The 21,192-nt window shown below is 70.0% G+C and carries 22 protein-coding genes, 1 tRNA gene and 2 pseudogenes; 12 read left to right on the plus strand and 13 right to left on the minus strand.

Annotated elements, in window-relative coordinates:
* Positions 1–158: 158 nt before the first annotated feature.
* From VG296_RS33125 to VG296_RS00210, 4 genes and pseudogenes are all read left to right on the plus strand, one after another.
* Positions 159–314 (plus strand): annotated as a pseudogene (locus tag VG296_RS33125) (IS481 family transposase); the annotation flags it as partial.
* 193 nt (positions 315–507) lie between these two features.
* Complete coding sequence (locus tag VG296_RS00200) at positions 508–1,419, plus strand: AraC family transcriptional regulator (RefSeq protein WP_349259409.1); 912 nt, start codon at positions 508–510, stop codon at positions 1,417–1,419.
* 113 nt (positions 1,420–1,532) lie between these two features.
* On the plus strand, positions 1,533–2,012 hold the full coding sequence (locus VG296_RS00205; RefSeq protein ID WP_325561700.1) for a nitroreductase/quinone reductase family protein: 480 nt from the start codon (positions 1,533–1,535) through the stop codon (positions 2,010–2,012).
* Positions 2,009–2,221, plus strand: a pseudogene (locus VG296_RS00210) (aldo/keto reductase); the annotation flags it as partial. The gene VG296_RS00205 and the pseudogene VG296_RS00210, both read left to right, overlap by 4 nt.
* 137 nt (positions 2,222–2,358) lie before the next feature.
* Here VG296_RS00210 and VG296_RS00215 read toward each other — a convergent pair.
* Both VG296_RS00215 and VG296_RS00220 read right to left on the minus strand, forming a co-directional pair.
* Positions 2,359–2,433: transfer RNA gene (locus tag VG296_RS00215), tRNA-Val, on the minus strand.
* Between the two features lie 73 nt (positions 2,434–2,506).
* The gene (locus VG296_RS00220; protein WP_325561704.1) at positions 2,507–3,244 is read right to left on the minus strand and encodes a helix-turn-helix domain-containing protein; all 738 of its coding nucleotides are present in this window, start codon (positions 3,242–3,244) and stop codon (positions 2,507–2,509) included.
* Between the two features lie 164 nt (positions 3,245–3,408).
* Here VG296_RS00220 and VG296_RS00225 point away from each other — a divergent pair, with 164 nt between their 5' ends.
* The 4 genes from VG296_RS00225 to VG296_RS00240 all read left to right on the plus strand — a co-directional run bounded on the left by VG296_RS00225 (position 3,409) and on the right by VG296_RS00240 (position 9,047).
* Entirely contained in the window at positions 3,409–4,932 is a 1,524-nt protein-coding gene (locus VG296_RS00225) for an MFS transporter (protein ID WP_325561706.1), read from the plus strand.
* Positions 4,933–5,058: 126 nt separating this feature from the next.
* Complete coding sequence (locus VG296_RS00230) at positions 5,059–6,018, plus strand: cation diffusion facilitator family transporter (RefSeq protein WP_325561709.1); 960 nt, start codon at positions 5,059–5,061, stop codon at positions 6,016–6,018.
* 117 nt (positions 6,019–6,135) lie between these two features.
* A complete protein-coding gene (locus tag VG296_RS00235) occupies positions 6,136–7,647 on the plus strand; it encodes a TldD/PmbA family protein (protein WP_325561710.1) in 1,512 nt (503 codons plus the stop codon).
* Positions 7,644–9,047, plus strand: coding sequence for a metallopeptidase TldD-related protein (locus VG296_RS00240; protein ID WP_325561712.1), 1,404 nt, complete (start codon positions 7,644–7,646; stop codon positions 9,045–9,047). Before VG296_RS00235 ends, VG296_RS00240 begins: the two co-directional genes overlap by 4 nt.
* Here the strand turns inward: VG296_RS00240 and VG296_RS00245 are convergent.
* The gene (locus VG296_RS00245) at positions 9,027–9,638 is read right to left on the minus strand and encodes a hypothetical protein (protein ID WP_325561714.1); all 612 of its coding nucleotides are present in this window, start codon (positions 9,636–9,638) and stop codon (positions 9,027–9,029) included. The genes VG296_RS00240 and VG296_RS00245 overlap by 21 nt on opposite strands.
* Before the next feature lie 80 nt (positions 9,639–9,718).
* On the opposite strand from VG296_RS00245, the gene VG296_RS00250 reads away from it, so the two are divergent.
* Positions 9,719–10,204 carry a GNAT family N-acetyltransferase gene (locus tag VG296_RS00250; protein WP_325561715.1) on the plus strand — a complete coding sequence of 162 codons (486 nt, stop codon included), beginning with the start codon at positions 9,719–9,721 and terminating at the stop codon, positions 10,202–10,204.
* Between the two features lie 45 nt (positions 10,205–10,249).
* Here the strand turns inward: VG296_RS00250 and VG296_RS00255 are convergent, their stop codons facing one another.
* On the minus strand, positions 10,250–10,963 hold the full coding sequence (locus VG296_RS00255) for an HAD family hydrolase (protein WP_325561716.1): 714 nt from the start codon (positions 10,961–10,963) through the stop codon (positions 10,250–10,252).
* A 75-nt stretch (positions 10,964–11,038) separates the two neighbouring features.
* On the opposite strand from VG296_RS00255, the gene VG296_RS00260 reads away from it, so the two are divergent.
* Together VG296_RS00260 and VG296_RS00265 are read left to right on the plus strand one after the other, a co-directional pair.
* Positions 11,039–11,443, plus strand: a complete 405-nt coding sequence (locus VG296_RS00260; protein WP_325561718.1) for a YccF domain-containing protein — start codon at positions 11,039–11,041, stop codon at positions 11,441–11,443.
* Between the two features lie 107 nt (positions 11,444–11,550).
* Positions 11,551–12,393 (plus strand): methyltransferase domain-containing protein, encoded by an 843-nt coding sequence (locus tag VG296_RS00265; RefSeq protein WP_325561720.1) that lies wholly within the window; start codon positions 11,551–11,553, stop codon positions 12,391–12,393.
* A 12-nt stretch (positions 12,394–12,405) separates the two neighbouring features.
* Here VG296_RS00265 and VG296_RS00270 read toward each other — a convergent pair whose 3' ends face one another.
* The 3 genes from VG296_RS00270 to VG296_RS00280 are packed head-to-tail and all read right to left on the minus strand — an operon-like array spanning position 12,406 to position 14,318.
* On the minus strand, positions 12,406–13,074 hold the full coding sequence (locus tag VG296_RS00270) for a M15 family metallopeptidase (protein WP_325561722.1): 669 nt from the start codon (positions 13,072–13,074) through the stop codon (positions 12,406–12,408).
* A gap of 10 nt (positions 13,075–13,084) precedes the next feature.
* On the minus strand, positions 13,085–13,453 hold the full coding sequence (locus VG296_RS00275; protein WP_349259410.1) for an MmcQ/YjbR family DNA-binding protein: 369 nt from the start codon (positions 13,451–13,453) through the stop codon (positions 13,085–13,087).
* Entirely contained in the window at positions 13,443–14,318 is an 876-nt protein-coding gene (locus VG296_RS00280; protein WP_325561726.1) for an LLM class flavin-dependent oxidoreductase, read from the minus strand. The genes VG296_RS00275 and VG296_RS00280 overlap by 11 nt, the downstream gene beginning before the upstream one ends.
* Positions 14,319–14,536: 218 nt before the next feature.
* On the opposite strand from VG296_RS00280, the gene VG296_RS00285 reads away from it, so the two are divergent.
* Positions 14,537–15,490 (plus strand): 3D domain-containing protein, encoded by a 954-nt coding sequence (locus VG296_RS00285; protein ID WP_325561728.1) that lies wholly within the window; start codon positions 14,537–14,539, stop codon positions 15,488–15,490.
* On the opposite strand, the gene VG296_RS00290 is transcribed toward VG296_RS00285, so the two are convergent.
* The 6 genes from VG296_RS00290 to VG296_RS00315 form a co-directional block, all read right to left on the minus strand.
* Positions 15,465–16,169: a GntR family transcriptional regulator gene (locus VG296_RS00290; RefSeq protein WP_349259411.1), complete on the minus strand. Its 705-nt coding sequence runs from the start codon at positions 16,167–16,169 to the stop codon at positions 15,465–15,467. The genes VG296_RS00285 and VG296_RS00290 overlap by 26 nt on opposite strands.
* Positions 16,170–16,234: 65 nt before the next feature.
* Positions 16,235–17,236 carry a proline racemase family protein gene (locus VG296_RS00295; protein WP_325561731.1) on the minus strand — a complete coding sequence of 334 codons (1,002 nt, stop codon included), beginning with the start codon at positions 17,234–17,236 and terminating at the stop codon, positions 16,235–16,237.
* 75 nt (positions 17,237–17,311) lie between these two features.
* Positions 17,312–18,211, minus strand: a complete 900-nt coding sequence (locus tag VG296_RS00300; protein ID WP_349259412.1) for a dihydrodipicolinate synthase family protein — start codon at positions 18,209–18,211, stop codon at positions 17,312–17,314.
* A gap of 14 nt (positions 18,212–18,225) precedes the next feature.
* On the minus strand, positions 18,226–19,635 hold the full coding sequence (locus VG296_RS00305) for an FAD-dependent oxidoreductase (protein ID WP_325561735.1): 1,410 nt from the start codon (positions 19,633–19,635) through the stop codon (positions 18,226–18,228).
* Entirely contained in the window at positions 19,622–19,930 is a 309-nt protein-coding gene (locus VG296_RS00310; protein ID WP_325561737.1) for a (2Fe-2S)-binding protein, read from the minus strand. The genes VG296_RS00305 and VG296_RS00310 overlap by 14 nt, the downstream gene beginning before the upstream one ends.
* Positions 19,927–21,096 (minus strand): FAD-dependent oxidoreductase, encoded by a 1,170-nt coding sequence (locus VG296_RS00315; protein ID WP_325561739.1) that lies wholly within the window; start codon positions 21,094–21,096, stop codon positions 19,927–19,929. The genes VG296_RS00310 and VG296_RS00315 overlap by 4 nt, the downstream gene beginning before the upstream one ends.
* Between the last annotated feature and the right edge of the window lie 96 nt (positions 21,097–21,192).

A 21,192-nucleotide genomic window follows, 5' to 3' on the forward strand; every position in this document is an offset into this window, starting at 1 on the left:
AATCTGATCCACTACGGCGAGGCCGACAAGGGCGGGCACTTCGCGGCCTTGGAACAGCCCGAGATCCTGGTCAGCGAAATCCGCACCGGCCTGCGCACCCTTCGTTCCTGACGCCAACGCGCGAGCTCAGGAGCGCACGCGTCTCACTCGGGCTCAACTTGGGAATGACCCCGGTTCCCTCGACAGCGGCGCCGGCGCGAATCTTCCGCGACGCGAACGTCGTCCGGGCCGAGCCGCGGAAGAAGCCGCGGGCCTCCTACCGACGATTCGTCTATCCCGCCCCGAACGCGTCCTGGCAGCTGGACGCGACCGACAAGTTCCGCGCCCTCGGATGGCCGACGGACGATGATCGCCAGGGCGTGCAGCGAGAAAGCCGACCGCCCCGCTCGACCGCACTGGCAGGGACAACTCGCCGTGCTTGTCCGAAACGCGCGACTTCTTGCACGATCCTCCCGCAGGCGGCCCGCCGACGCGCCGGGGGCAGCGGGTTCGTGCTGGAATCGTGGAATGCCGACTGCCGTCGAACCCCTTCTGGTCGAGCTTCGCGACCGGCTGGAGCGGCATGCGCGCCCCGATATGGCCACGGCGGTTGAGGGCGTGCGTATCTGCAGGATCGGGCCGGACGCTCAACCGGGATCGTCGATGTCGGGCACGGTGCTCGCGCTCGTCGCCCTGGGCGGCAAGCGGCTCGCCCTCGGCGACCGCGTCTACGATTACGGTCCCGGCCAGTACCTGGTGGCCTCGGCCGACCTGCCGGTGACGGGCAGCGTCATGCCCGGCAGTCCGGCGCTCGGCTTCGGGATGAGCTTGGATCCGGCTGTCATCGCGGAACTACTCGTCCAAGCCCAGCCGGGCGACCTGCCCGGGTCCACCGGCGCGGCCCGCCCCGGCATCGCGGTCAGCGACGCCTCGCCGGACCTGCTCGAGGCCGTCGTGCGCCTGCTGCGGCTGCTGGACCGGCCGGGCGATCGCAGGGTGCTGGCACCGCTCGTCACCCGCGAGATCCACTGGTTGCTCATGACCGGCGCGCAGGGCGAGGCAGTACGACAACTCGGCCTCGTGGACAGCAGCCTCAGCCACATCACCCGGGCGGTGCGGTGGATCCGGGAGAACTACACCGAGGCGTTCCGGGTCGAGGATCTGGCGCGGCTGTCCGGGATGAGCGTCTCGGCGTTCCACCGCAACTTCCAGGCGGTGACGGCGATGAGCCCGATCCAGTTCCAGAAGCAGTTCCGGCTTCAGGCCGCACGGCTGCTGCTGGCCAGCCACCCGCATGACGTGACCGGCGTCGGCTCGCAGGTCGGCTACGACAGCCCCTCGCAGTTCAGCAGGGAATACCGGCGCCAGTTCGGTCTCCCTCCGAGCGCCGACGCCGCGCACCTGCGCGAGCACCCGGATCTCGCCACCGCACTGCCGTAACCCGACAGGTTTGTGCAACGATGCGAGCCGATCTTGCTGTCGTCGCCCCGCCAACGCTGATTATCTGGACTTGCCCGGAGCGGATCGCGCAGCGAGCACACAGGAGGATGATCATGGAAGAGGCGACTCTCGCCGCCGTCGCCCGCGCCCTGGCGATCGGGCCGGACTCGACCCGAGCCGAGCGCACGATCGACATCACCACGATGGGACGGCGCACCGGCCGAGCGCGCCGGATCGAGGTGTGGTTCCACCGCGTCGACGAGCGCTGGTACATCACCGGCATGCCACACCCGCCACGCAGCTGGTACGCGAACCTGCGCGCCGAACCGCGCTTTACCGTGCACCTCAAACACGGGATCACCGCCGATCTGCCCGCGACCGCGATGCCGGTCGACGGACCAACCCGGCGCCGGGTGATCACCTCCGTGCTCGACCTGCAGAACCGCCCCGAGGTCGCCGGCCGGCCGGCCAGGCGGCAGGACTTCGGCGACTGGCTCGCCCACAGCCCGCTGGTCGAGATCGTGTTCGACGACGAGCGGCTGCGCGTGAACGCGCCCGACCAGACCCGTAAGGAAGGCGTGAACCAGGCATGAAGTACCGCACGCTGGGCCGGACCGGAATCCAGGTCAGCCCCTGCGCCCTGGGCACGATGATGTTCGGCGCCGCCGGAAACCCCGACCACGACGAGTCGATCCGCATCATCCACCACGCGCTCGATGCCGGGATCAACTTCGTCGACACCGCCGACATCTACTCCGACGGTGAGTCAGAGGAAATCGTGGGCAAGGCGCTCAAGGACCGCCACCGGCTCCGCAACGGCGAACGACCTTGCGTGGATAAAACCGCCGCATTTCGCTGACCGATGGCTTTGCGCAACGGCACAGACACTCGCGCGAGTGAAAAGTTGATAACTCCTGGTCGGAGCATACGTGCAGACTATGGTGGGCGATACTGGGATCGAACCAGTGACCTCTTCGGTGTGAACGAAGCGCTCTCCCGCTGAGCTAATCGCCCGGGACGGGGAAAACAGTAGCAGCCGCCGGGGCGGGCTGGCCAATTGCTTGTGACGGGCGGGTGAACGCGCAGTTCAGCACGGCTTGGGGCGCTGCCTGGGGGTTTGCCGGGAGCCGTACTTCCAGCCGGTCATGCAGACGTCGAGCTGGGCGTCGTCGATGGGGGGCTGGGTGAGCGGGATGGTGGCGCCGGCGGGGCGGGCGCGCAGGCCGTCGAGGGTGATGGACAGCTGGCGGCGCCAGATGTCGGGGGCGACGGCGGCGGTGAACTCGACCATGCTCACGCTCGCGATCATTATGATGCCGAGATCGGTGGTGGCCACGTCCTCCCGCAGGTCGCCCTCCTGCTGGGCCCGGCGTACGAGGTGGTCGACGACGGGAGTCACCTTCGCGCGGATGATGTCGTCCTTCTCCGGGCCCCATTCGTTCAGGTGGGACTCCCGGGTGAGCATCACGTCCCGCAGGCCCTTGTCGTTTCCCTGCTTCTCGAGCATCTCCGTGATGAAGTACACCAGTCCGTCCCAGGCGCGCGGCAGTTCGGCGGCCTCGTCGACGATGCGCTCGATGGAGGCGACCGTGTCGTCGAGCAGGGCGTCGATCAGCGCGTCGCGGTTCGGGAAGCGGCGGTAGACGGTGCCCACGCCGAGCCCCGCCTCCTTCGCGATCTCGTCGAGCGACGCCTCGAGGCCTCGCTGGGCGAAGACGACCTTCGCCGCGCCGAGGATCAGCTGGCGGTTGCGCTCGGCGTCCCGGCGCAGCGGACGGGTCGCGGTCGCCGCGTCCGGCGCCGCCATCTCGGATTTCGCGTTCATTACGGCTTGCTCCTGCCTGTGTTCCGCCTCCCGGGCCACCCGGGTAAACCTTCGGCGCACCTAAATGGAACACCTGCCTCCATGTGGAGGCAAGCTCTCCGCTTCCATGGTACAGTCAATTTTAGAAACGGAACGATCTCCTCCGGATGCATGGGAAAAGATCCATGGCAGAAATCCAGACGACGGGGACGGGCGCGCAGATAGCCGACGCCGGCCCCGCATCCCAGCAGCACGACGAGAACCACTCCAAGCGTTGGCTCATCCTGGCCGTCATCGGCCTGGCCCAGCTGATGATCGTGCTGGACGTCACCATCGTGAACATCGCGTTGCCCGACGCGCAGAAGGCGCTCGGCTTCTCGAACGGCGACCGGCAGTGGATCGTCACCGCCTACTCGCTCGCGTTCGGCAGCCTGCTGCTCCTGTTCGGCCGCGTCTCCGACGTCATCGGCCGGCGCGCGATGTTCCTGATCGGCCTGGTCGGCTTCGCCGCGGCCTCCGCGCTCGGCGGCTCGGCACCCAACTTCGACGTGCTGGTCCTCGCCCGTGCGCTGCAGGGTGTCGCCGGCGCGATGCTGGCCCCGGCCGCGCTCTCGCTGCTGTCGACGACGTTCACCGAGGCCAAGGAGCGCGCCACCGCGTTCGCCGTGTTCGGCGGCATCGCCGGTTCGGGTGCCGCGATCGGCATGCTGCTCGGCGGCGTGCTCACCGAGTACCTCAACTGGCGCTGGACGCTGTTCGTCAACGTCGCCATCAGCGTCATCGCGATCGCCGGCGCCTTCAGCCTGATCCCGCGCCACCCGCGCGAGGCCAACCGGCCCTCGCTCGACATCCCGGGCACGGTCCTGGTCTCGGCGGGCCTGTTCGGCATCGTCTACGGCTTCTCCAACGCCGAGTCGCACCCGTGGAGCGCGCCGGGCACCTGGGGCTTCCTGCTCGGCGGCATCCTGCTGATCGTGGCCTTCACCTGGTGGCAGACCCGCAGCAAGCACCCGCTGCTCCCGCTGCGCGTCATCCTCGAGCGCAACCGAGGCGGCTCGTACCTGGCGATGTTCCTCACCGGCATCGGCATGTTCGGCGTGTTCCTCTTCCTGAACTACTACCTGCAGGAGATCCTCAAGTACTCGCCGGTCATGACCGGCGTGGCGTTCCTGCCGATGGTCGCCGCCCTGATGGTCACCGCGACGATCAGCACCACGCAGCTCTACCCGAGGATGGGCGCGAAGATCCTGGTCTTCGGCGGCATGCTGATGGCCGGCGGCGGCATGGCCTGGCTCACCGGCATCAGCCTGACATCCAGCTACGCCGCGAACATCCTCGGCCCGCTGCTGGTGATCGGCGTCGGCATGGGAGCGGTCTTCGCCCCCGCGATGAACGCGGCCACCTCAGGCGTCCAGGCCCACGACGCGGGCGTCGCCTCGGCGATGGTGAACACCGCCCAGCAGATCGGCGGCTCGATCGGCACCGCGCTGCTCAACTCGCTGGCGACCACCGCGCTGACGAGCTACCTGGTCGGCAAGAACGCCTCCAGCCAGATCGTGCAGGCCAACGCGGCGATCCACAGCTACATCGTGGCCTTCTGGTGGGCCGCGGCGATCTTCGGGGTCGGCGCCATCGTCTGCGGCCTGATTCTCCGGTCGGGCAAGCCGGATCCGGCCGATCCGGACGCGGCCCCGGCCATCCACGCGTAACGACGAGGCGTAAAGACGAGGCGTAACGACGAGGCTGCGCATCCGGAGCAAAACAGAATATGAACACTGTTGTGGTCCCCTCTCACAGGAGAGGGGACCACAGCGTTTTCGAGTACGATCTCTCCGGTGAGCACATCGGGAGGCAGCAAGGCGGTCGTTGCCGCGCTCGGGTCGAACGTGGCGATCGCCGTGGCGAAGTTCGTGGCCTGGGGGATCAGCGGATCCTCGTCGATGCTGGCGGAGGGCGTGCACTCGCTGGCCGACTCCGGCAACCAGATCCTGCTGCTGATCGGCGGCCGCAAGGCGCAGCGCGCCGCGGACGAGGAGCACCCCTTCGGCTACGGGCGCGAGCGCTACATCTTCGGATTCCTCGTCTCCATGGTGCTTTTCACCATCGGCGGCCTGTTCGCCGTCTACGAGGGCGTCGAGAAGATCAGCCACCCGCATCCGCTCGACGACTGGTACTGGCCGCTCGGTGTCCTGCTGTTCGCGGTCTGCGCCGAGGGCTACTCCTTCCGCACCGCCGTGGGCGAGTCGAGGCACGCCAAGGGCGCCCAGAGCTGGGTCGGGTTCATCCGCACGGCCAAGGCGCCCGAACTGCCGGTCGTGCTGTTCGAGGACTTCGGCGCACTGATCGGCCTCGCGCTCGCGCTCATCGGCGTCGTGCTGTCCGTGGTCACACATGACGGGGTGTGGGACGGCGCGGGCACGCTCGCGATCGGCGTGCTGCTGGTGTGCGTCGCGCTGGTGCTCGCCGTGGAGACCAAGTCGCTGCTGCTCGGCGAGGCCGCGGCACCGGCCGTCGTCGCGGGCATAAGGAAGGTCCTGGCGGACGGCGATCTGGTCACCCGGGTGATCCACATGCGGACGCTGCACCTCGGCCCGGAGGAACTGCTCGTCGCCGCGAAGATCGCCGTGCGTCCGGACGCCTCCGCCGTGGACATCGCGAGCGCGATCAACAAGGCCGAGGCGCGGGTCCGCGCGGCCTACCCCGTCGCCCGGGCGATCTACCTCGAGCCGGACATCTACAGCGTCGCCGAGGCCGCCGCCGGACCCGACCCGGAGGCCACGCCCGGCGGCCGGTGAGAGCTCGCATATCAGCACACGACCGGGCACTGTCCTTCACGGCGCAGAGATCATTATTCTCCCACTCGGGTAGTCAATTGGTGCGCGAAGTCAGGGGCGCGTAGTAGTTTCGGTCCCATGCCTAGTCTTGATCCGACTTTCGCCGCGCTGCCGCTGCGGGAACTGGCCGAGGCCGCACTGGCCAAGGCCCGAGAGCTCGGCGTTGACCACGCCGACCTGCGCTCCGAACGCATCCGCGAGCAGTCCATCCGCCTGCGCGACGCCGAACTCGACGGCGTCAACGAGTCCGTGGACAGCGGTCTCGCCGTGCGCGTCGTGCACCGCGGCACCTGGGGCTTCGCCGCCGGGACCGTGCAGACGCCCGAGGCCGCCGTGCGGCTGGTGGAGCAGGCCGTCCGGGTGGCCGAGGTCTCCGCGCCGGTGAACACCGAGCCGGTGGTCCTGGCCCCGGAGCCCTCGCACGGCGAGCGGGAGTGGATCTCCGCGTACGAGGTCGACCCCTTCGAGGTCTCGGACGACGAGAAGATCGCGCTGCTCGGCGGCTGGTCGAAGCGGCTGCTCGAGCACGACGCGGTCGCGCACGTCGACGCGTTCGTGCTCGCGGTCAAGGAGAACAAGTTCTACGCCGACACCAACGGCACCGTGACCACGCAGCAGCGGGTCCGGATGCACGCGGCGATCGAGGCGGTCGCGATCGACAAGGCGACCGGCGCGTTCGAGACGATGCGCACCCTCGCCCCGCCGGTCGGCCGCGGCTGGGAGTTCCTGCGCGGCGTCGGCTGGGACTGGGAGGCGGAGCTCGCCGCATTGCCCGGCCTGCTCGCCGAGAAGCTGGCCGCGCCGTCGGTCGAGCCGGGGGAGTACGACCTCGTCATCGAGCCGTCGAACCTGTGGCTGACCATCCATGAGTCGATCGGCCACGCGACCGAGCTGGACCGCGCGCTCGGCTACGAAGCCGCGTACGCGGGCACCTCCTTCGCCACGTTCGACAAGCTCGGCGCGCTCAAGTACGGCTCCCCGGTGATGCACGTGACCGGCGACCGTACGGTCGAGAACGGCCTGGCCACCGTCGGCTTCGACGACGAGGGCGTGCAGACCCAGCAGTGGGACCTGGTGAAGGACGGCATCCTGACGGGCTATCAGCTCGACCGGCGGATCGCCCAGCTCAAGGGCCTTAACGGCGGCCGCTCCAACGGCTGCGGGTTCGCCGACTCGCCGGGCCACGCGCCGATCCAGCGGATGGCGAACGTCTCGCTGCAGCCCGCCGCGGACGGACCGTCCGCCGCGGAGCTGATCGCGAAGGTCAAAAACGGCCTGTACATCCAGGGTGACAAGTCCTGGTCGATCGACATGCAGCGCTACAACTTCCAGTTCACCGGCCAGCGCGCCTACCTGATCAGGGACGGCAAGCTCGCCGGGCAGGTCAAGGACTTCGCCTACCAGGCGACGACGACCGACTTCTGGGGCGCCATGGAGGCGGTCGGCGGGCCCGGGACCTACGTGCTCGGCGGCGCGTTCAACTGCGGCAAGGGCCAGCCGGGGCAGGTCGCCCCGGTCTCGCACGGCTGCCCCACGGCGCTGTTCCGCGGAATCAGGATCCTCAACACGGTGCAGGAGGCGGGCAAGTGACCGTATCACCTCAGCAGCTGGCGGAGCGGGCGCTATCCGCCGCCACGGCGGACGGCACCGTCGTCCTGATCGAGGAGTCCACCACCGCGAACCTGCGTTGGGCCAACAACACGCTGACGACGAACGGCGTGGCCGCGAACCGGCGCGTCACCATCGTCTCCACGCTCGGGAGCGGTGCGGGCGTCTCGGCCGCGTCCATCACCAAGGCGGGCGTGACCGAGGACGACATCGAGGAGCTGGTGCGCGAGAGCGAGGCCGCCGCGCGCTCCGCGAGCCCCGCCCCGGACGCCCGTCCGCTGCTCGGCCCGGACGACGCCTCGGCGCTGCAGGGCGTGCGCTGGGAGGACGCGGCCGTCGGGACCGACATCGAGGTCTTCGCGCAGCTCGCTCCCGCGCTCGGCGAGTCCTTCGAGTCGGCGCGCTCGGCCGGGCAGCTGCTGTTCGGCTTCGCCGAGCACACCGCTGTGACCACGTACCTGGCCACCAGCACCGGCCTGCGGCTGCGGCACGACCAGCCGACCGGGAAGCTGGAGCTGAACGCCAAGACCCCTGACTTCGTGCGCTCCTCCTGGGGCGGCGCGCAGACCCGGGACTTCACCGACGTGGACGTGGTGTCGCTGGCTGCCGGGCTCGGGCAGCGGCTGGACTGGCAGAAGCGCCGGATCGAGCTGCCCGCCGGGCGGTACGAGACGCTGCTGCCGCCGTCCGCGGTCGCCGACCTGATGATCTATCTGTACTGGACCGCCTCGGCCCGGGACGCCGCCGACGGCCGCACGGTCTTCTCCGCATCCGGCGGCAAGGGCGGCACGAAGGTCGGTCAGCGGATCGGCGTGCCGGGGCTGCGGCTCTGGTCGGATCCGGCCGCCGCCGGGCTGGAGAGCGCGACCTTCAACGCGGCCGCGGCCTCCTCGTCGCAGTCCTCGGTCTTCGACAACGGACTGCCGCTCGCCTCGACCGACTGGGTGCGCGACGGCGTGCTCGAGCGGCTGCTGACGACGCGTCACTCCGCCGCGGAGACCGGCCTGCCGCTCACCCCGCCGATCGACAACCTGCTGCTCGACGCGGGCGGTTCGGCCAGCCTGGAGGAGATGACCCGCTCCACCACCGACGGCCTGCTGCTGACCTGCCTCTGGTACATCCGCGAGGTGGACCCGCAGTCGCTGCTGCTGACCGGCCTGACCCGGGACGGCGTGTACAAGGTCGAGGGCGGCGAGGTCGTCGGCGTCGTCAACAACTACCGCTTCAACGAGTCCCCGGTGGACATGCTGAGCCGGATCGCCGAGGCCGGGCGCACGGAGATCACCCTGCCGCGCGAATGGAACGACTACTTCACCCGCGCGGCCATGCCCGCGCTGCGGGTGGCGGACTTCAACATGTCGTCAGTCTCGAAGGCCAGCTGACGAGGGCCAGTTCAGTTCGATGAATCGGCGCCAGGCGAGGTCGACCCGTTCGGCCTCGCCGGTCGCCAGCAGGTCCAGGAACAGGCCGCGCAGAGTGGCCAGCGCGAGGGTGACCTCGGCCTCCGAGGGCGCTGTGCCGTCGGGCGTCGTGAGCATGCGGCGCAGCGGCGGTTCCCAGTCGCGCACCGAGTCGGCCGCGAAGGTGGCCCAGGGTTCGCCGCCGCCGAGTGAGCGGCTGTAGCTCTCGAAGAACAGCCGTCCGATGCCCGCGTGTTCGGGCTCGCACATCCACGCCCACAGCCGGCCGAGCACCTCGCTCGGCGCGGCGGATTCCTCCATCGCGCGGGCCACGACGTCCAGCTGCCGCACCCGCGAGGCGGCCAGCACCTCGCGCAGCAGGCCGTCCTTCGAGCCGAACAGGTAGATCAGCACCCGCGGGCTCGACCCGATCGCCGCGGCGAGCGGACGCAGCGAGAGCTCGGAGAGATTCGTGCGCACGGCGTACTCGATGGTGCGTCCGAGCAGTTCGGCCCGCCGCGGCGAGCCCGTGGGCGCCGCCGCCGCGTCCAGGGCTTCCATCGATCCTTCCATGCCGCTATCTTTGCCCATGAGAGCTACTGAAACAAGCGTTTCAGTAGCTCGGCTGAACGGGAAGAGCGGAGGCAGTGACGGTGATCATTCGTTTGGCGACGCGGCCCGGTGACCTCGGCGAGGTCATCGCGTTGCATGGTCGCCTGTACGCGGACGAGTACGCGATGGACCAGTCGATGGAGGCGTACTGCGGCGCGGGCATCAGCCGCTTCGCGCTCGATCGGCTGGAGAAGGGGGCGCAGGTCGGCGAGATGTGGGTGGTCGAGGAGGACGGCCGGATCCTCGGCTCGATCGCGATGCTGGAAGAGGACGGGATGGGGCGGCTGCGCTGGCTGCTGCTGCATTCGGACCTGCGCGGCAGGGGAGCGGGCCGGAAGCTGGTCGAGACCTCGATGGACTACGCCCGGGCGCGCGGGTTCCCCGGGGTGTTCCTCACGACGATCTCAGGGCTCGATGCCGCGCATCACCTGTACCGGCAGGCGGGATTCGAGCTGACCGGCAGCGAGCCGGTGAGCAAGTGGGGTATCGAGACGGACGAGCAGCGCTTCGATCTGAAGTTCGGCTAGGTAGTTCATAGGTGGTTCAGCCAGGTTCGGCACGGTTCTTCGCACCTACGCGGCCGCCGCCGTCAGCTCCGCGAGGATCGCGGGGATCTCCGAGAGGTTCTCGGCGCGGCGGCCGGTCCACGCGGTGTCCGGGCGGCCAGGCGCGTGGTGCGCCTCCCAGTCCTCGCCGGCGAGCAGGACAGGGTGCATGCCGACGGCGGCCGAACCGGCCAGCTCGTCCCCACCGCCGTCGCCGACGTACAGGCACGCCTCCGGCCGCACGCCGAGGCGCTCGGCCGCCGCGAGGAACAGCCGCGGATCGGGCTTGCGCGTGCCCTCGCTGCAGGAGAAGACCGCCGCGTCGAAGAACTCGGCGAGGTCGAGCTCGTCCCACAGGTCGGCCAGATCGTGCGTGCAGTCGCTGACCAGGGCGATCTTGTATCCGTCGGCGCGCAGGGCCCGGAGCGTCGCCAGGGCGTCCGGCCGCAGCTCCTGGGCGCTGCGGTATGCCGCGTAGCGCAGCTCCACCGCCTCGGCCAGCTGCTCGTCGGTCGGCACGCGCCCGGCCCGGGTCGCGACCACCCGGAAGGTCTCGCTCAACGAGCCGAACGCGCCGGTCAGCCGCTCGTCCCAGGACGCGTCGAGGGCCGCGAGCCATGCCTCCTCGGGCAGGTCGAGCGCCGCCGCGCACGCCCGCTTCTGCGAGTCCCAGACCTCCCTCGGCCAGCTCGGCGTCAGCGTGCCGTACATGTCGAAGACCACCGCGGAGATCCGAGCCATGTCCGGGAACATATCAGGGTCGATGCAGGGACTCTCCCGGAGGCGCGATCCGCCCGGATTTGCGAGGCTGGGAGCATGCGCGAAGTCCTCAACCTGATCCTGAACATCATCTGGCTCTTCCTCTGCGGGCTCTGGCTCGCGATCGGCTACACGATCGCCGCGTTGATCTGCTTCGTGCTGATCGTCACGATCCCCTTCGGCATCGCCTCGCTGCGCATCGCCTCCTTCGTCATCTGGCCCTTCGGCCGTACCGCCGTGGCCCGCGAGGACGCCGGGACCGCGTCCTGCGTCGGCAACGTGATCTGGCTGGTGGTGGCCGGGATCTGGCTGGCCATCGGGCACCTGGTGACCAGCATCGCCCTGGCGATCACCATCGTCGGTATCCCCTTCGCCTGGGCGAACCTCAAGCTCATCCCCATCTCGCTGATGCCGCTCGGCATGAAGATCGTGCCCAGCGACCAGGCCTTCGCCAGTTGGTGAGCCGCGTCGACGGCGCCAGGTACGCCCAAGTATCTTGACATCGAGATAGGCCGCTGGCAAGGTATCTCGATGTCAAGATAAGTCGCTCGTCAATCGGGGACCCAGCCATGTCCACGCCCGCCGCCGGCAGCACGCAGAGCACCGCCTGGAATCCGCACCACTACCTGCGGTTCGCCGCTCAACGCGCGCAGCCCTTCCGCGACCTGCTCGCCCGCGTCCGGGCCGACGGCGAGCCGGAGCCCGCGCACGTCGTGGACCTCGGCTGCGGGCCGGGCAACGCGACCGAGCTGCTGACGAAGCGCTGGCCGGGCGCGCACGTGCTCGGCGTCGACAACTCCGCGGAGATGATCGAGGCGGCCGCGACCCGTGCCGTGCCCGGCCGACTGGAGTTCCGCTTCGGCGACGTGCGCGAGGTGACGGCCGATCAGCTCGGCGGACCCGTGGACGTGCTGATCACGAACGCCACACTGCAGTGGGTCCCCGGCCACCTCGACCTGATCCCGCGCTTCGCCGGACTACTCGCCCCCGGCGGCACGTTCGCGCTCGGCGTGCCCGGCAACTTCAATTCGCCCTCGCACACCCTGTTCGGCGAACTGCAGAAGGCACCGCGATGGGCCGGTCGGCTGACGGGGCTCGAGGTGCGCCCGAACGTCCCCGAGCCGGAGGACTACCTGCGCGCGCTGGATGCCGCCGGGCTCGCCGCCGAGGCCTGGGAGACGACGTACCTCTACGTCGTCGATGGCGAGGACGGCGTATTCGACTTCGTCAGCTCGACCGGACTGCGCCCGGTCCTGATCGAGCTCGGCGGTCCGGACTCCCCGGCCGCGATCGAGTTCTGCGACGAGTATCGCGCGCTGCTGCGCGCCGCCTACCCGGCGACCACGATCGACGGCCGTACCGTGCAGCTCCTGCCGTTCCGCCGGATCTTCGCCCTCGGCGTACGGCGGTGACCCGCGTTCAGGCTAGTCGTCGAGCGGTCCGCGGTACTCGATCGGCCCGTAGATCGCCTCGGTGCGCTGGGACATCAGGGCCCAGTACCGATCCCCGTAGGAGTAGTGCCACCACTCGGTCGGATAGTTGACGAATCCGGCCGAGTGCATCGCCTCGACGAGGACCGCGCGGTTCGCCGCGGCCTCGGGCGGCAGGCCCGCGGCCGCGGTGTAGCACTTGCCGTCGGACTGCTCGGGCGTGGCGTCCAGGATCGTGCCCATGTCCAGCTCGCGGCCCTCGTCGTCGCAGAGGGTCAGGTCGATCGCCGCGCCCGCGGTGTGCGGGGCCAGTTCGGGCGGGGAGACGAAGCGGCTCGCGGCCGCGCGCAGCTGCTCGGGCGTGTACTCGGGGTTGAGCTGGGCCAGTTCCTCGCTGTACCCGTCGAAGTACTTGCGCTGCAGCTCGAGCGGCCGGTACGCCTCGACGACGAGCAGCCGCAGCCCCGCGGGCAGCAGCTTCTCCGCCTGGGCGAGCCGTTCGGCCGCCCCCGCGCGGAACTGCCGGGGCGCCCCCAGCGGGTCCTCCTGGCGGATGTCGATCAGGAAACCGGCCTCTGCGAGATCGACGAGCGGCTCGCCGTTGTCGACCACGGGTATCCGGGCCACCCGGGGATCCGCTATCAGCACGATGTCACCACGCATGGATCAGACCTTACTTCCCGAGGGCCACGTCGCCCAAAGTGATCCGCACGGCCTTCGGCAGCTTGGCCCGGACCAGGTCGTACGAGTCCTCGATCATCTCGCGGACCAGGTCGTCGGGCACCGAGCCGTCGATCAGCACGGTGTTCCAGTGCTGCTTGTTCAGGTGGTAGCCGGCGGTGATGGCCGGGAATTCGATGCGGAACTTGACCGCGACCTCGGGGACGCACTTGAGGCTGATCCGCGACGGCGCCTCGTCCAGTGCGCAGAGCGCGAAGACCTTGCCCGCGACCTTGAACACGGACAGCTCCGCCGAGAACGGGAACGTCTCCTCGGCGCCGGGCTGGTCCAGGCAGAACGCCTTGAGCTGCTCAGCCGTCAACATGGCTGAGCCCTTCGGTGGCGATCCGCTCGAAGACGCGCATGTCCGCGGCGAATTCGCTGTCCGGGATCGGCCAGTGCAGCACGAGCTCGGTGATGCCGACCTCCCGGTAGCGCCCGGCCCAGTCGACGAAGGCCTCGAAGGACGCGAGGGGATCCTCCTGCTCGCCGCGGCCCATGCCGAGCAGCGTGAGTTCGAGCTCGGCGACGTCCCGGCCGCGCGCCGCGCACGCCTCGCGCAGCCGCTCGATCTGCCCGGCGACGACCTTCGGACCGTCCTGCTGCGCCCCGAAGGTGATCCAGCCCTGGCCGAGCTCGGCGGCCAGCCGCAGCGCGCGCGGGCCGATCGCCGCGACGTGGAACGGCATCCGCGGACGCTGCGTGCTGCCCGGCAGCATCTCCGCCTCGAACGCCCGGTAGTGCGCGCCCTCGGTCGCGGTCGTCTCCGACTGTGTCAGCAGCTTGTCGAGCAACCGGGTGAACTCGGCGAAGCGGTCCGCGCGTTCCTTGGCCGACCAGGGCTGCTCGCCCAGTACAGTCGCGTCGAAGCCCCCGCCGCCGGCTCCGATGCCGAGCGTGAAGCGCCCGCCGGACAGCTCGTCGAGGGTCATCAGCTCCTTGGCGAAGGGAACCGGGTGCCGGAAGTTCGGCGAGGCGACCAGCGTGCCCAGCCTGATCCGCTCGGTCACCGCGGCCGCCGCGCTCAGCGTCGGCACCGTGCCGTGCCACGGCGTGCCGCGGAAGGACTGCCAGGTCAGATGGTCATAGGTGTAGGCCGCGTGGAAGCCCAGCTCCTCGGCGCGGCGCCACACCTCGCGGCCTTCGCGCCACGGGAAGACCGGCAGGATCACGGTGCTCAGATGCATGCGTCGATCTTAACCGCGGCCGGGGACAGCGCCGCGGGTCGCGCAAGGGGGTCGCTTCGCGGATCAGCTCGCGTCCGCCAGCGCGGAAAATTGGTCTGGACAATAGTGGTCTAGACCCTTGACCGGCCCCGCATTCGGCGCTTGACTGCGAATGCTGCTACCCTCCGCGGCCACCCACCCGCGGATATCGCTCCTGGTCAAGGAGGACTCAGCCACCCATGCACGCTGCGCATCACGCTGCCCTGAGGCGGCTGCAGACCCGCACCCGCACGCGCCCCCGGACGACGGCGCGGCCGACTCCCGTCTCCCGCCGGCGCACCCGTCCGAGGACGCGGCCGCGGTCCCGCTCACGTCTGTGGCTCGCGGCCGTCGGCACGGCGAGCGCGGCGCTCGGCGCCCTGGGGTTCGCGCCGCTCGCCGTCGCTGACGCCGCGTCGAGCTCGTCGTCCGCCGCGGCCCCCGCCGCAGGCGCGACGCACGCCGCGAGCGCGTTGCCCGCCTGCCCGTTCTGGGACGCCGGAGTCACGCCGCCCACCCGCACCGTCTCGCCGTGGACGCCGCCCCTGCAGACCGCGGCCGCCGTCAACTTCACCAACCGGCCGGCCGCCCCGACGCTCACCGGCACGCTGTCGAACGGCGCGGTGACCATCACCGTCAGCCCGGTGGCCAACGCAGTGGCCTACCGCGTGTGGCGGGACGGCGTCGACATCGGATACATCAGCTACTGGGGCCAGACCGGCCCGCTCACCGTCACCGACACGTCACCGTGCCAGGGTGCGTACTACGACGTCGTCGCCATGTACGACACGAGCGAGTCCGACGCCTCGCGCGGCCAACTCTCCGTGCCCTACTGGCTCGGTACGAACGGGACGCTCGCGCCGGGCGCGGGTGACGTCCCCGTCGGCACCCAGATCCCGGTGATGGTGACCTCGTACAACGACGTCGGCCTGACCGCGTCGGGCTTCAACTCGCAGCTCGGCGTCTGCGCGACCGACCCGCGCGTCATCCCGTGGGGCACGTACTTCACGGTCCCGGGCTACGGCACGTGCTACGCGGCCGACATCGGCGCGTGGATCCAGAACGACACCGTGGACGTATGGCTGCCCGGCGGCCAGGCGAACGGTTGGGGCGTGCAGGACCGCACGGTCACCGTGATCGCGAACCCGTACTGACGGGCTCGTTGGCTGTCGGCTGCTCGGCCAACGGCTGCGATTTCGCCCAGAGGGTGCGGACGTGCGAGAGGTGGTGCGTCATGCACGCACGCACCGCCTCCTCGTCGCCCGCGATCAGGGCGTCGAGCAACTCGAGGTGCTCGCGGGCCGAGGACTCCAGCTTGCCGGCATCGGCGAGTTCCTGCAGGCCGAAGAGGCGAGAGCGCTTTCTCAGGTCCTCGACGACGGCGACGAGATGCTCGTTGCCGGCCATCGCGAGCAGGGCGAGGTGCAGGCGGCGGTCAGCCTCCAGATAGCCGATCAGGTCTCCGGTGATCGCGGCCCGCACGATCAGCTCCGCCTGCGGACGCAGCGCCTCCAGCCGCTTCCGGTCGGCCGTGCGGGCGAGCCCGACCACGACCGGGATCTCGATCAGTTCCCTGATCTGCGTGTACTCATCCAGCTGGCGCTCGGACACCTCGGTGACGCGGAAACCCTTGTTGGGCAGCGTTTCCACGAGACCTTCGCGCACGAGGTCCAGCATCGCCTCGCGGACCGGCGTGGCCGAGACGCCGAAACGCGCGGCGAGACCAGGGGCCGAATACACCTCGCCGGGCTTGAGCTCGCCGGCGATCAGCGCGGCACGCAGCGCGTCGGCGACCTGGTCGCGGAAGCGGCGTCGGCCGCCGAGGGGCGCCAGGGCGGAGCCGTCGCCATTGCCCGTGGCGCGGCCGTCGCCGTTGTCGGTGGCTCTGTCGACGCTGGTCACAGCAGGAATCCGGCGGGGAACGGGTCGGTCGGGTCGAGCATGTATTGCGCCGTCCCCGTGATCCAAGCTCGGCCGGTGACCGATGGCAGTACGCCGCGGACCTCGCCGATCGTCGTCTCGCCGAGCAGCCGTCCGGTGAAGCGCGTTCCGATGAAGGACTCGTTGACGAACTCGCTGCCGATCTCCAACTGGCCACGCGCATGCAGCTGCGCCATCCGAGCGCACGTCCCGGTGCCGCAGGGGGAGCGGTCGAACCAGCCCGGATGGATCACCATCGCGTGCCGGGAATGCTCGGTCGTGGCGTCGGGTGCGAGGAACTGGACGTGGTGGCACCCGCGCACGGTCGGATCCAGCGGATGCACGGGCTCGTCCTCGGCGTTGATCGCGGCCATCAGCTCCAGACCCGCGGCGAGGATCTCGGTCTTGCGCTCGCGGTCGAACGGCAGGTCGAACTGCTCCAGCGGCAGGATCGCGTAGAAGTTGCCGCCATAGGCGAGGTCGTACGTCACGCTGCGGCCGTTCGGGAGCGTGATCTTGCGGTCCACGGCCGCGCAGTACGCGGGCACGTTGGCGAGCGTGACCGCCGTGGCGGCGCCGTCCTCGACGTGCACCTGCGCCGTGACCAGTCCCGCCGGGGTATCCAGGCGCACGGTCGTGACCGGCTCGACGACCGGCACCATCCCCGTCTCGACCAGCACCGTCGCCACACCGATCGTGCCGTGCCCGCACATCGGCAGGCAGCCGGAGACCTCGATGAACAGCACCCCGTAGTCGGCGTCGGGGCGGGTCGGCGGCTGCAGGATCGCGCCGCTCATCGAAGCGTGGCCGCGCGGCTCGCGCATCAGCAGAGTGCGCAGGTGGTCGAGGTGCTCCATGAAGTGGATGCGCCGAGCAGACATGGTCTCGCCCGGGATCACACCCACGCCGCCGGTGATGACGCGTGTCGGCATGCCCTCCGTGTGCGAGTCCACCGCGTGTAATACCAATCGGCTACGCATGCGAAAGATCCTTCCTTCTCACCGTACGACTACGCAAGGCCACGGTCCCGCCAGGCTCGGCTACGCGAGGCACGGCTACGCGAGCCCCAGTGCGACGGCCTGCTCGGTCGCATTGCGCACCGCCTTCTCCTGTTGCTCGGTAAGCGGGCTGCGCGGTGCGCGGCACGGACCGCCGTGCCGCCCGACGATGTCCATCGACAGCTTGATGGCCTGCACGAACTCGGTCCGTGAGTCCCAGCGCAGCAGCGAGTGCAGCTGCCGATAGAGCGGGAGAGCTGTCTCTATATCACCGGCGACTGCTGCCTGGTAGAGCTTCACGGTCGAGGCGGGAAGCGCGTTCGGATAGCCGGCGACCCAGCCCTTCGCCCCGGCGATGGCCAGCTCCAGCAGCACGTCGTCCGCGCCGATCAGCAGGTCGAGGCCGGGCGCCGATTCGGCGAGCTGATACGGCCGCCGAACGTCGCCGCTGAACTCCTTGACCGCGACGATGTGCCCGTCATGGTAGAGGTCTGCGAGCAGTTCGGGGACCAGATCGACCTTGGTGTCGAACGGGTTGTTGTAGGCCACGATCGGCACGCCGGCCTTCGCGACTTCGGCGTAGTGCGCGCGCACGATCGAGGCGTCGGCCCGGTACGCGTTCGGTGGGAGCAGCAGCACGGCGGGACATCCGGCTTCGGCGGCCTGCTCAGCCCAGCGCCGCGCCTCCGCCGAACCGTACGCCGCGACCCCCGGGATGACCCGGTCCGCGCCGACCGCGTCGACGGCCGTCCGCACGACCTGAGAGCGCTCTGCGGGCGTGAGCGTCTGGTACTCGCCGAGAGATCCGTTCGGCACGACGCCGTCGCAGCCCTCCGCAACGAGCCACGCGCAGTGTGCGGCGTACGCGTCGTAGTCCACGCTCAGATCCTCGCGCAGCGGGAGCGCGGTGGCGACGAGGACGCCGTGCCACGGTATGCGGGTCTCGGTGCTGATCACGGTCTCGCTGCTGGTCACAGGACGGTTCCTTCGCTTCTCGGGGATTCTGCGAGCACGCCGAGCGGCACCGGCCGGGCGAACGGCGAGGGCGCCGAGGTCAGCGCGCAACCGGCGACGCCCGCGACGCCGGGGCCGCAAATCCGTCCCTGGCACCAGCCCATGCCCGCACGCGTCAGCAATTTGATGGTCCGCAGGTCGGTCGCGCCGAGCTCGGACGCGGCTTCGCGCACGGATGCGGCGGTGACCTCCTCGCAGCGGCAGAGCACTGTTTCGTCGTCGACGCGCGAGGTCCAGTCGGCTGGGGCTGAGTACGCGCTCTCCATCGCCGTCGCGAAGTCGGTGAGTCTGCGCCTGAGCCGCGTCCTGGAGTTCGCGGCGCTCCCAGCGCCCGTGATGGTGCTGGTTCTGCCTCCCGCACCGCTGCCGCGCAGCCTCGCCGCGGCCGAACGCCCAGCGATCTCGCCTTCGACCAGCGACAACGCCGCGCCGCCGATTCCGGTCGTCTCTCCCGCCGCCCAGAGGTTCGGGATGTTCGTGCTCTGTTCCGCGTCGACGGCGACCGAGCCGCTTGGGCTAAGCCGCGCACCGAGCGTCTGCGCGATCTCCGTGTGGGGGAGCATGCCGTGGCTCACGGCGAGCGCGTCGCACTCGATCCGCCGCTCGCGGCCATCGGGCCCTGCGACGGTGACCGCATAGAGCCGATCATCTCCATGAGCAGCGATGACCGAGTGCCGGAATCGCAGTAGCACGCGGTGCCGCGCGAGCTGAGCCGAGTAGCCCGCGCCCTCCATCATTTTCCCGACGTTCCGAGAGAGCGCTCGCGCATGCTTGCCGAACGCGCGTGGATCGGAGGAGTCATAGAACCCCGCGACCTCCGCACCCGCTGCCGCCAGCCCGGCGGCGACCGGAAGCAGCAGCGGCCCCGACCCGGCCACGACCACTCGGCGGCCGGGAAGAACAAGGCCCGCCTTGAGCATCGCCTGCGCGCCGCCGGCCGTCAGCACGCCAGGCAGGGTCCAGCCGGGAAACGGCAGCACGCGCTCGTAGCCGCCGGTCGCAAGTACAAGGCCGGCAGCGGTCACCGTCTCAGAAGTCTTCTGGTCCGGCCCGACGAGTGCGTGGACCGCGAACCCATCCGCGGAAGCTTCGACGTGCCACACGTGGCGTTCGGTCAGGAACGTGATCCGCCCGGACTCTCGATGCGCCGAGAGCCGATCCCGCAGCGTCTCCCACGTCGACCAGGCGTGATACAGCCGCTCTGGCCGCCGCGCACGGAGTTGTGGCGCCGTCTGCCGGTAGAACTGACCACCCGCGTCCGCCGCGCCGTCGATCAGTACGACGCGCACACCCTCATCGGTGGCCGTCAGCGCCGCGGCAAGGCCTGCCGGACCCGCGCCGATGACTGCCAAGTCATACCGAGCCATGGCCGTCACCTCGCTGCGTCGTGATCGCGTCGCCCGGACGAGCGGGCACTAAGCAAGCACTCTGATTCGGCACGCCGTTCACCGTGACCAGGCAGTCGAAGCACACGCCGATCCCGCAGAACACACCGCGCGGCCGAGCGTCCACCCGCGTTGTGCGCCATGCCGTGATTCCTGCTGACCAGAGGACGGCCGCGATCGTTTGGCCACTGAGCGCGTCCAGCGGAGTGCCGTCGAACGTCACCTGGAACGAGAGTTCGGGCCGGGCCGCGACGAGCGTCAGGGGATTGCGTTTCATGCCGGGCTCCCGGTCTCGAAGCGTTCCGGGCGGAAAGGTGTCAGGTCCAGATCAGGGCTCTTGCCGGTGAGGATCTGCGTGATGAGATGCCCGGTCGCGGGTGCCAGGCCGATACCCGCGCCCTCGTGGCCGCACGCGTGCAGCAGGCCCGGCGCGCGCGGATCGGGCCCGATCGCCGGAAGGTGGTCGGGCAGGTACGGCCGGAACCCGAGATAGCTCCGCATCGCCTTGACCTGTGCCAACGCCGGGAAGAGTTCGATGGCCCGCCGCGCGAGGAGCCGCGCGACCTCGAGGGAGAACGTCCGGTCGAATCCGACGCGCTCCCGGCTCGCCCCGATCAGCACCGGCCCGGCCGCCGTCCCTTCGATCACCGCCGAGGACTGGAGCGCTGCCGAACCGCTGGCGACGTTCGCCACGTAGTCCGCCGCGTACACCTTGTGCCGGATCAGGCGCGGCAACGGCTCGGTGACCAACACGAATCCGCGCCTTGGCATGACCGGCAGGTGCGCGCCCGCGAGCTGGGCGACGTCGCCGCCCCACGTGCCCGCCGCGTTGAGCACCCACGATGCCCGCACTGTGCCACGATCGGTGACGACGCCGGTGACGGCGCCGCTCGCGTCGCGTGTCAGGGCCGTGACCGTCGTGCCGGTGTGCAGCGTGGCACCGCGGCGTCTGGCGTCGCGGATCAGCAGAGCTGCCGCGCGGGCCGGCTGAACCTGCGCGTCCTGGGGGTAGTAGACGCCGCCGGCAAGCCCGCGCGCGATCTGCGGCTCCAGCTCCGAGAGTGCGTTCTCCGGCACGGACTCGGCGACGACGCCCGAACGACGCTGCTCCGTCGCCAAGGCTTCGAGCGCTGCGAGACCCTCTGGCTTGGCGGCGACGACCAAGCCGCCCTTCGCCTCGTATTCGAGCTGTGATCCGAACTCCGCGTCCTCGGCGATTTCGCGCCACAGCCGCGTCGAAAGCAGCGCGAGGTCGAGCTCCGGCCCCGGTTCCTTGTCCGATACGAGCAGGTTCCCTTCACCGGCCCCGGTCGTGCCGCCCGCGACCGCGCCCCGATCCAGTACGGCGACACGCAGTCCGGCCCGTGCCGCGTACCAGGCGCACGCGGCACCGGTCATCCCGGCGCCGATGACCACGAGATCGCGCTCTCTCGGCAGCTCCACACCAGTAAAATGTCACATGGCAGCGTATCTGCCAAGGCCGAAGCGAAGGCTGCGGTCACGAGTCTCGGTCACGAGCCGCAGCCACGAGCCGCAGCC

The sequence above is a fragment of the Actinospica sp. genome, from assembly GCF_035552695.1.
GTDB lineage: Bacteria > Actinomycetota > Actinomycetes > Streptomycetales > Catenulisporaceae > Actinospica.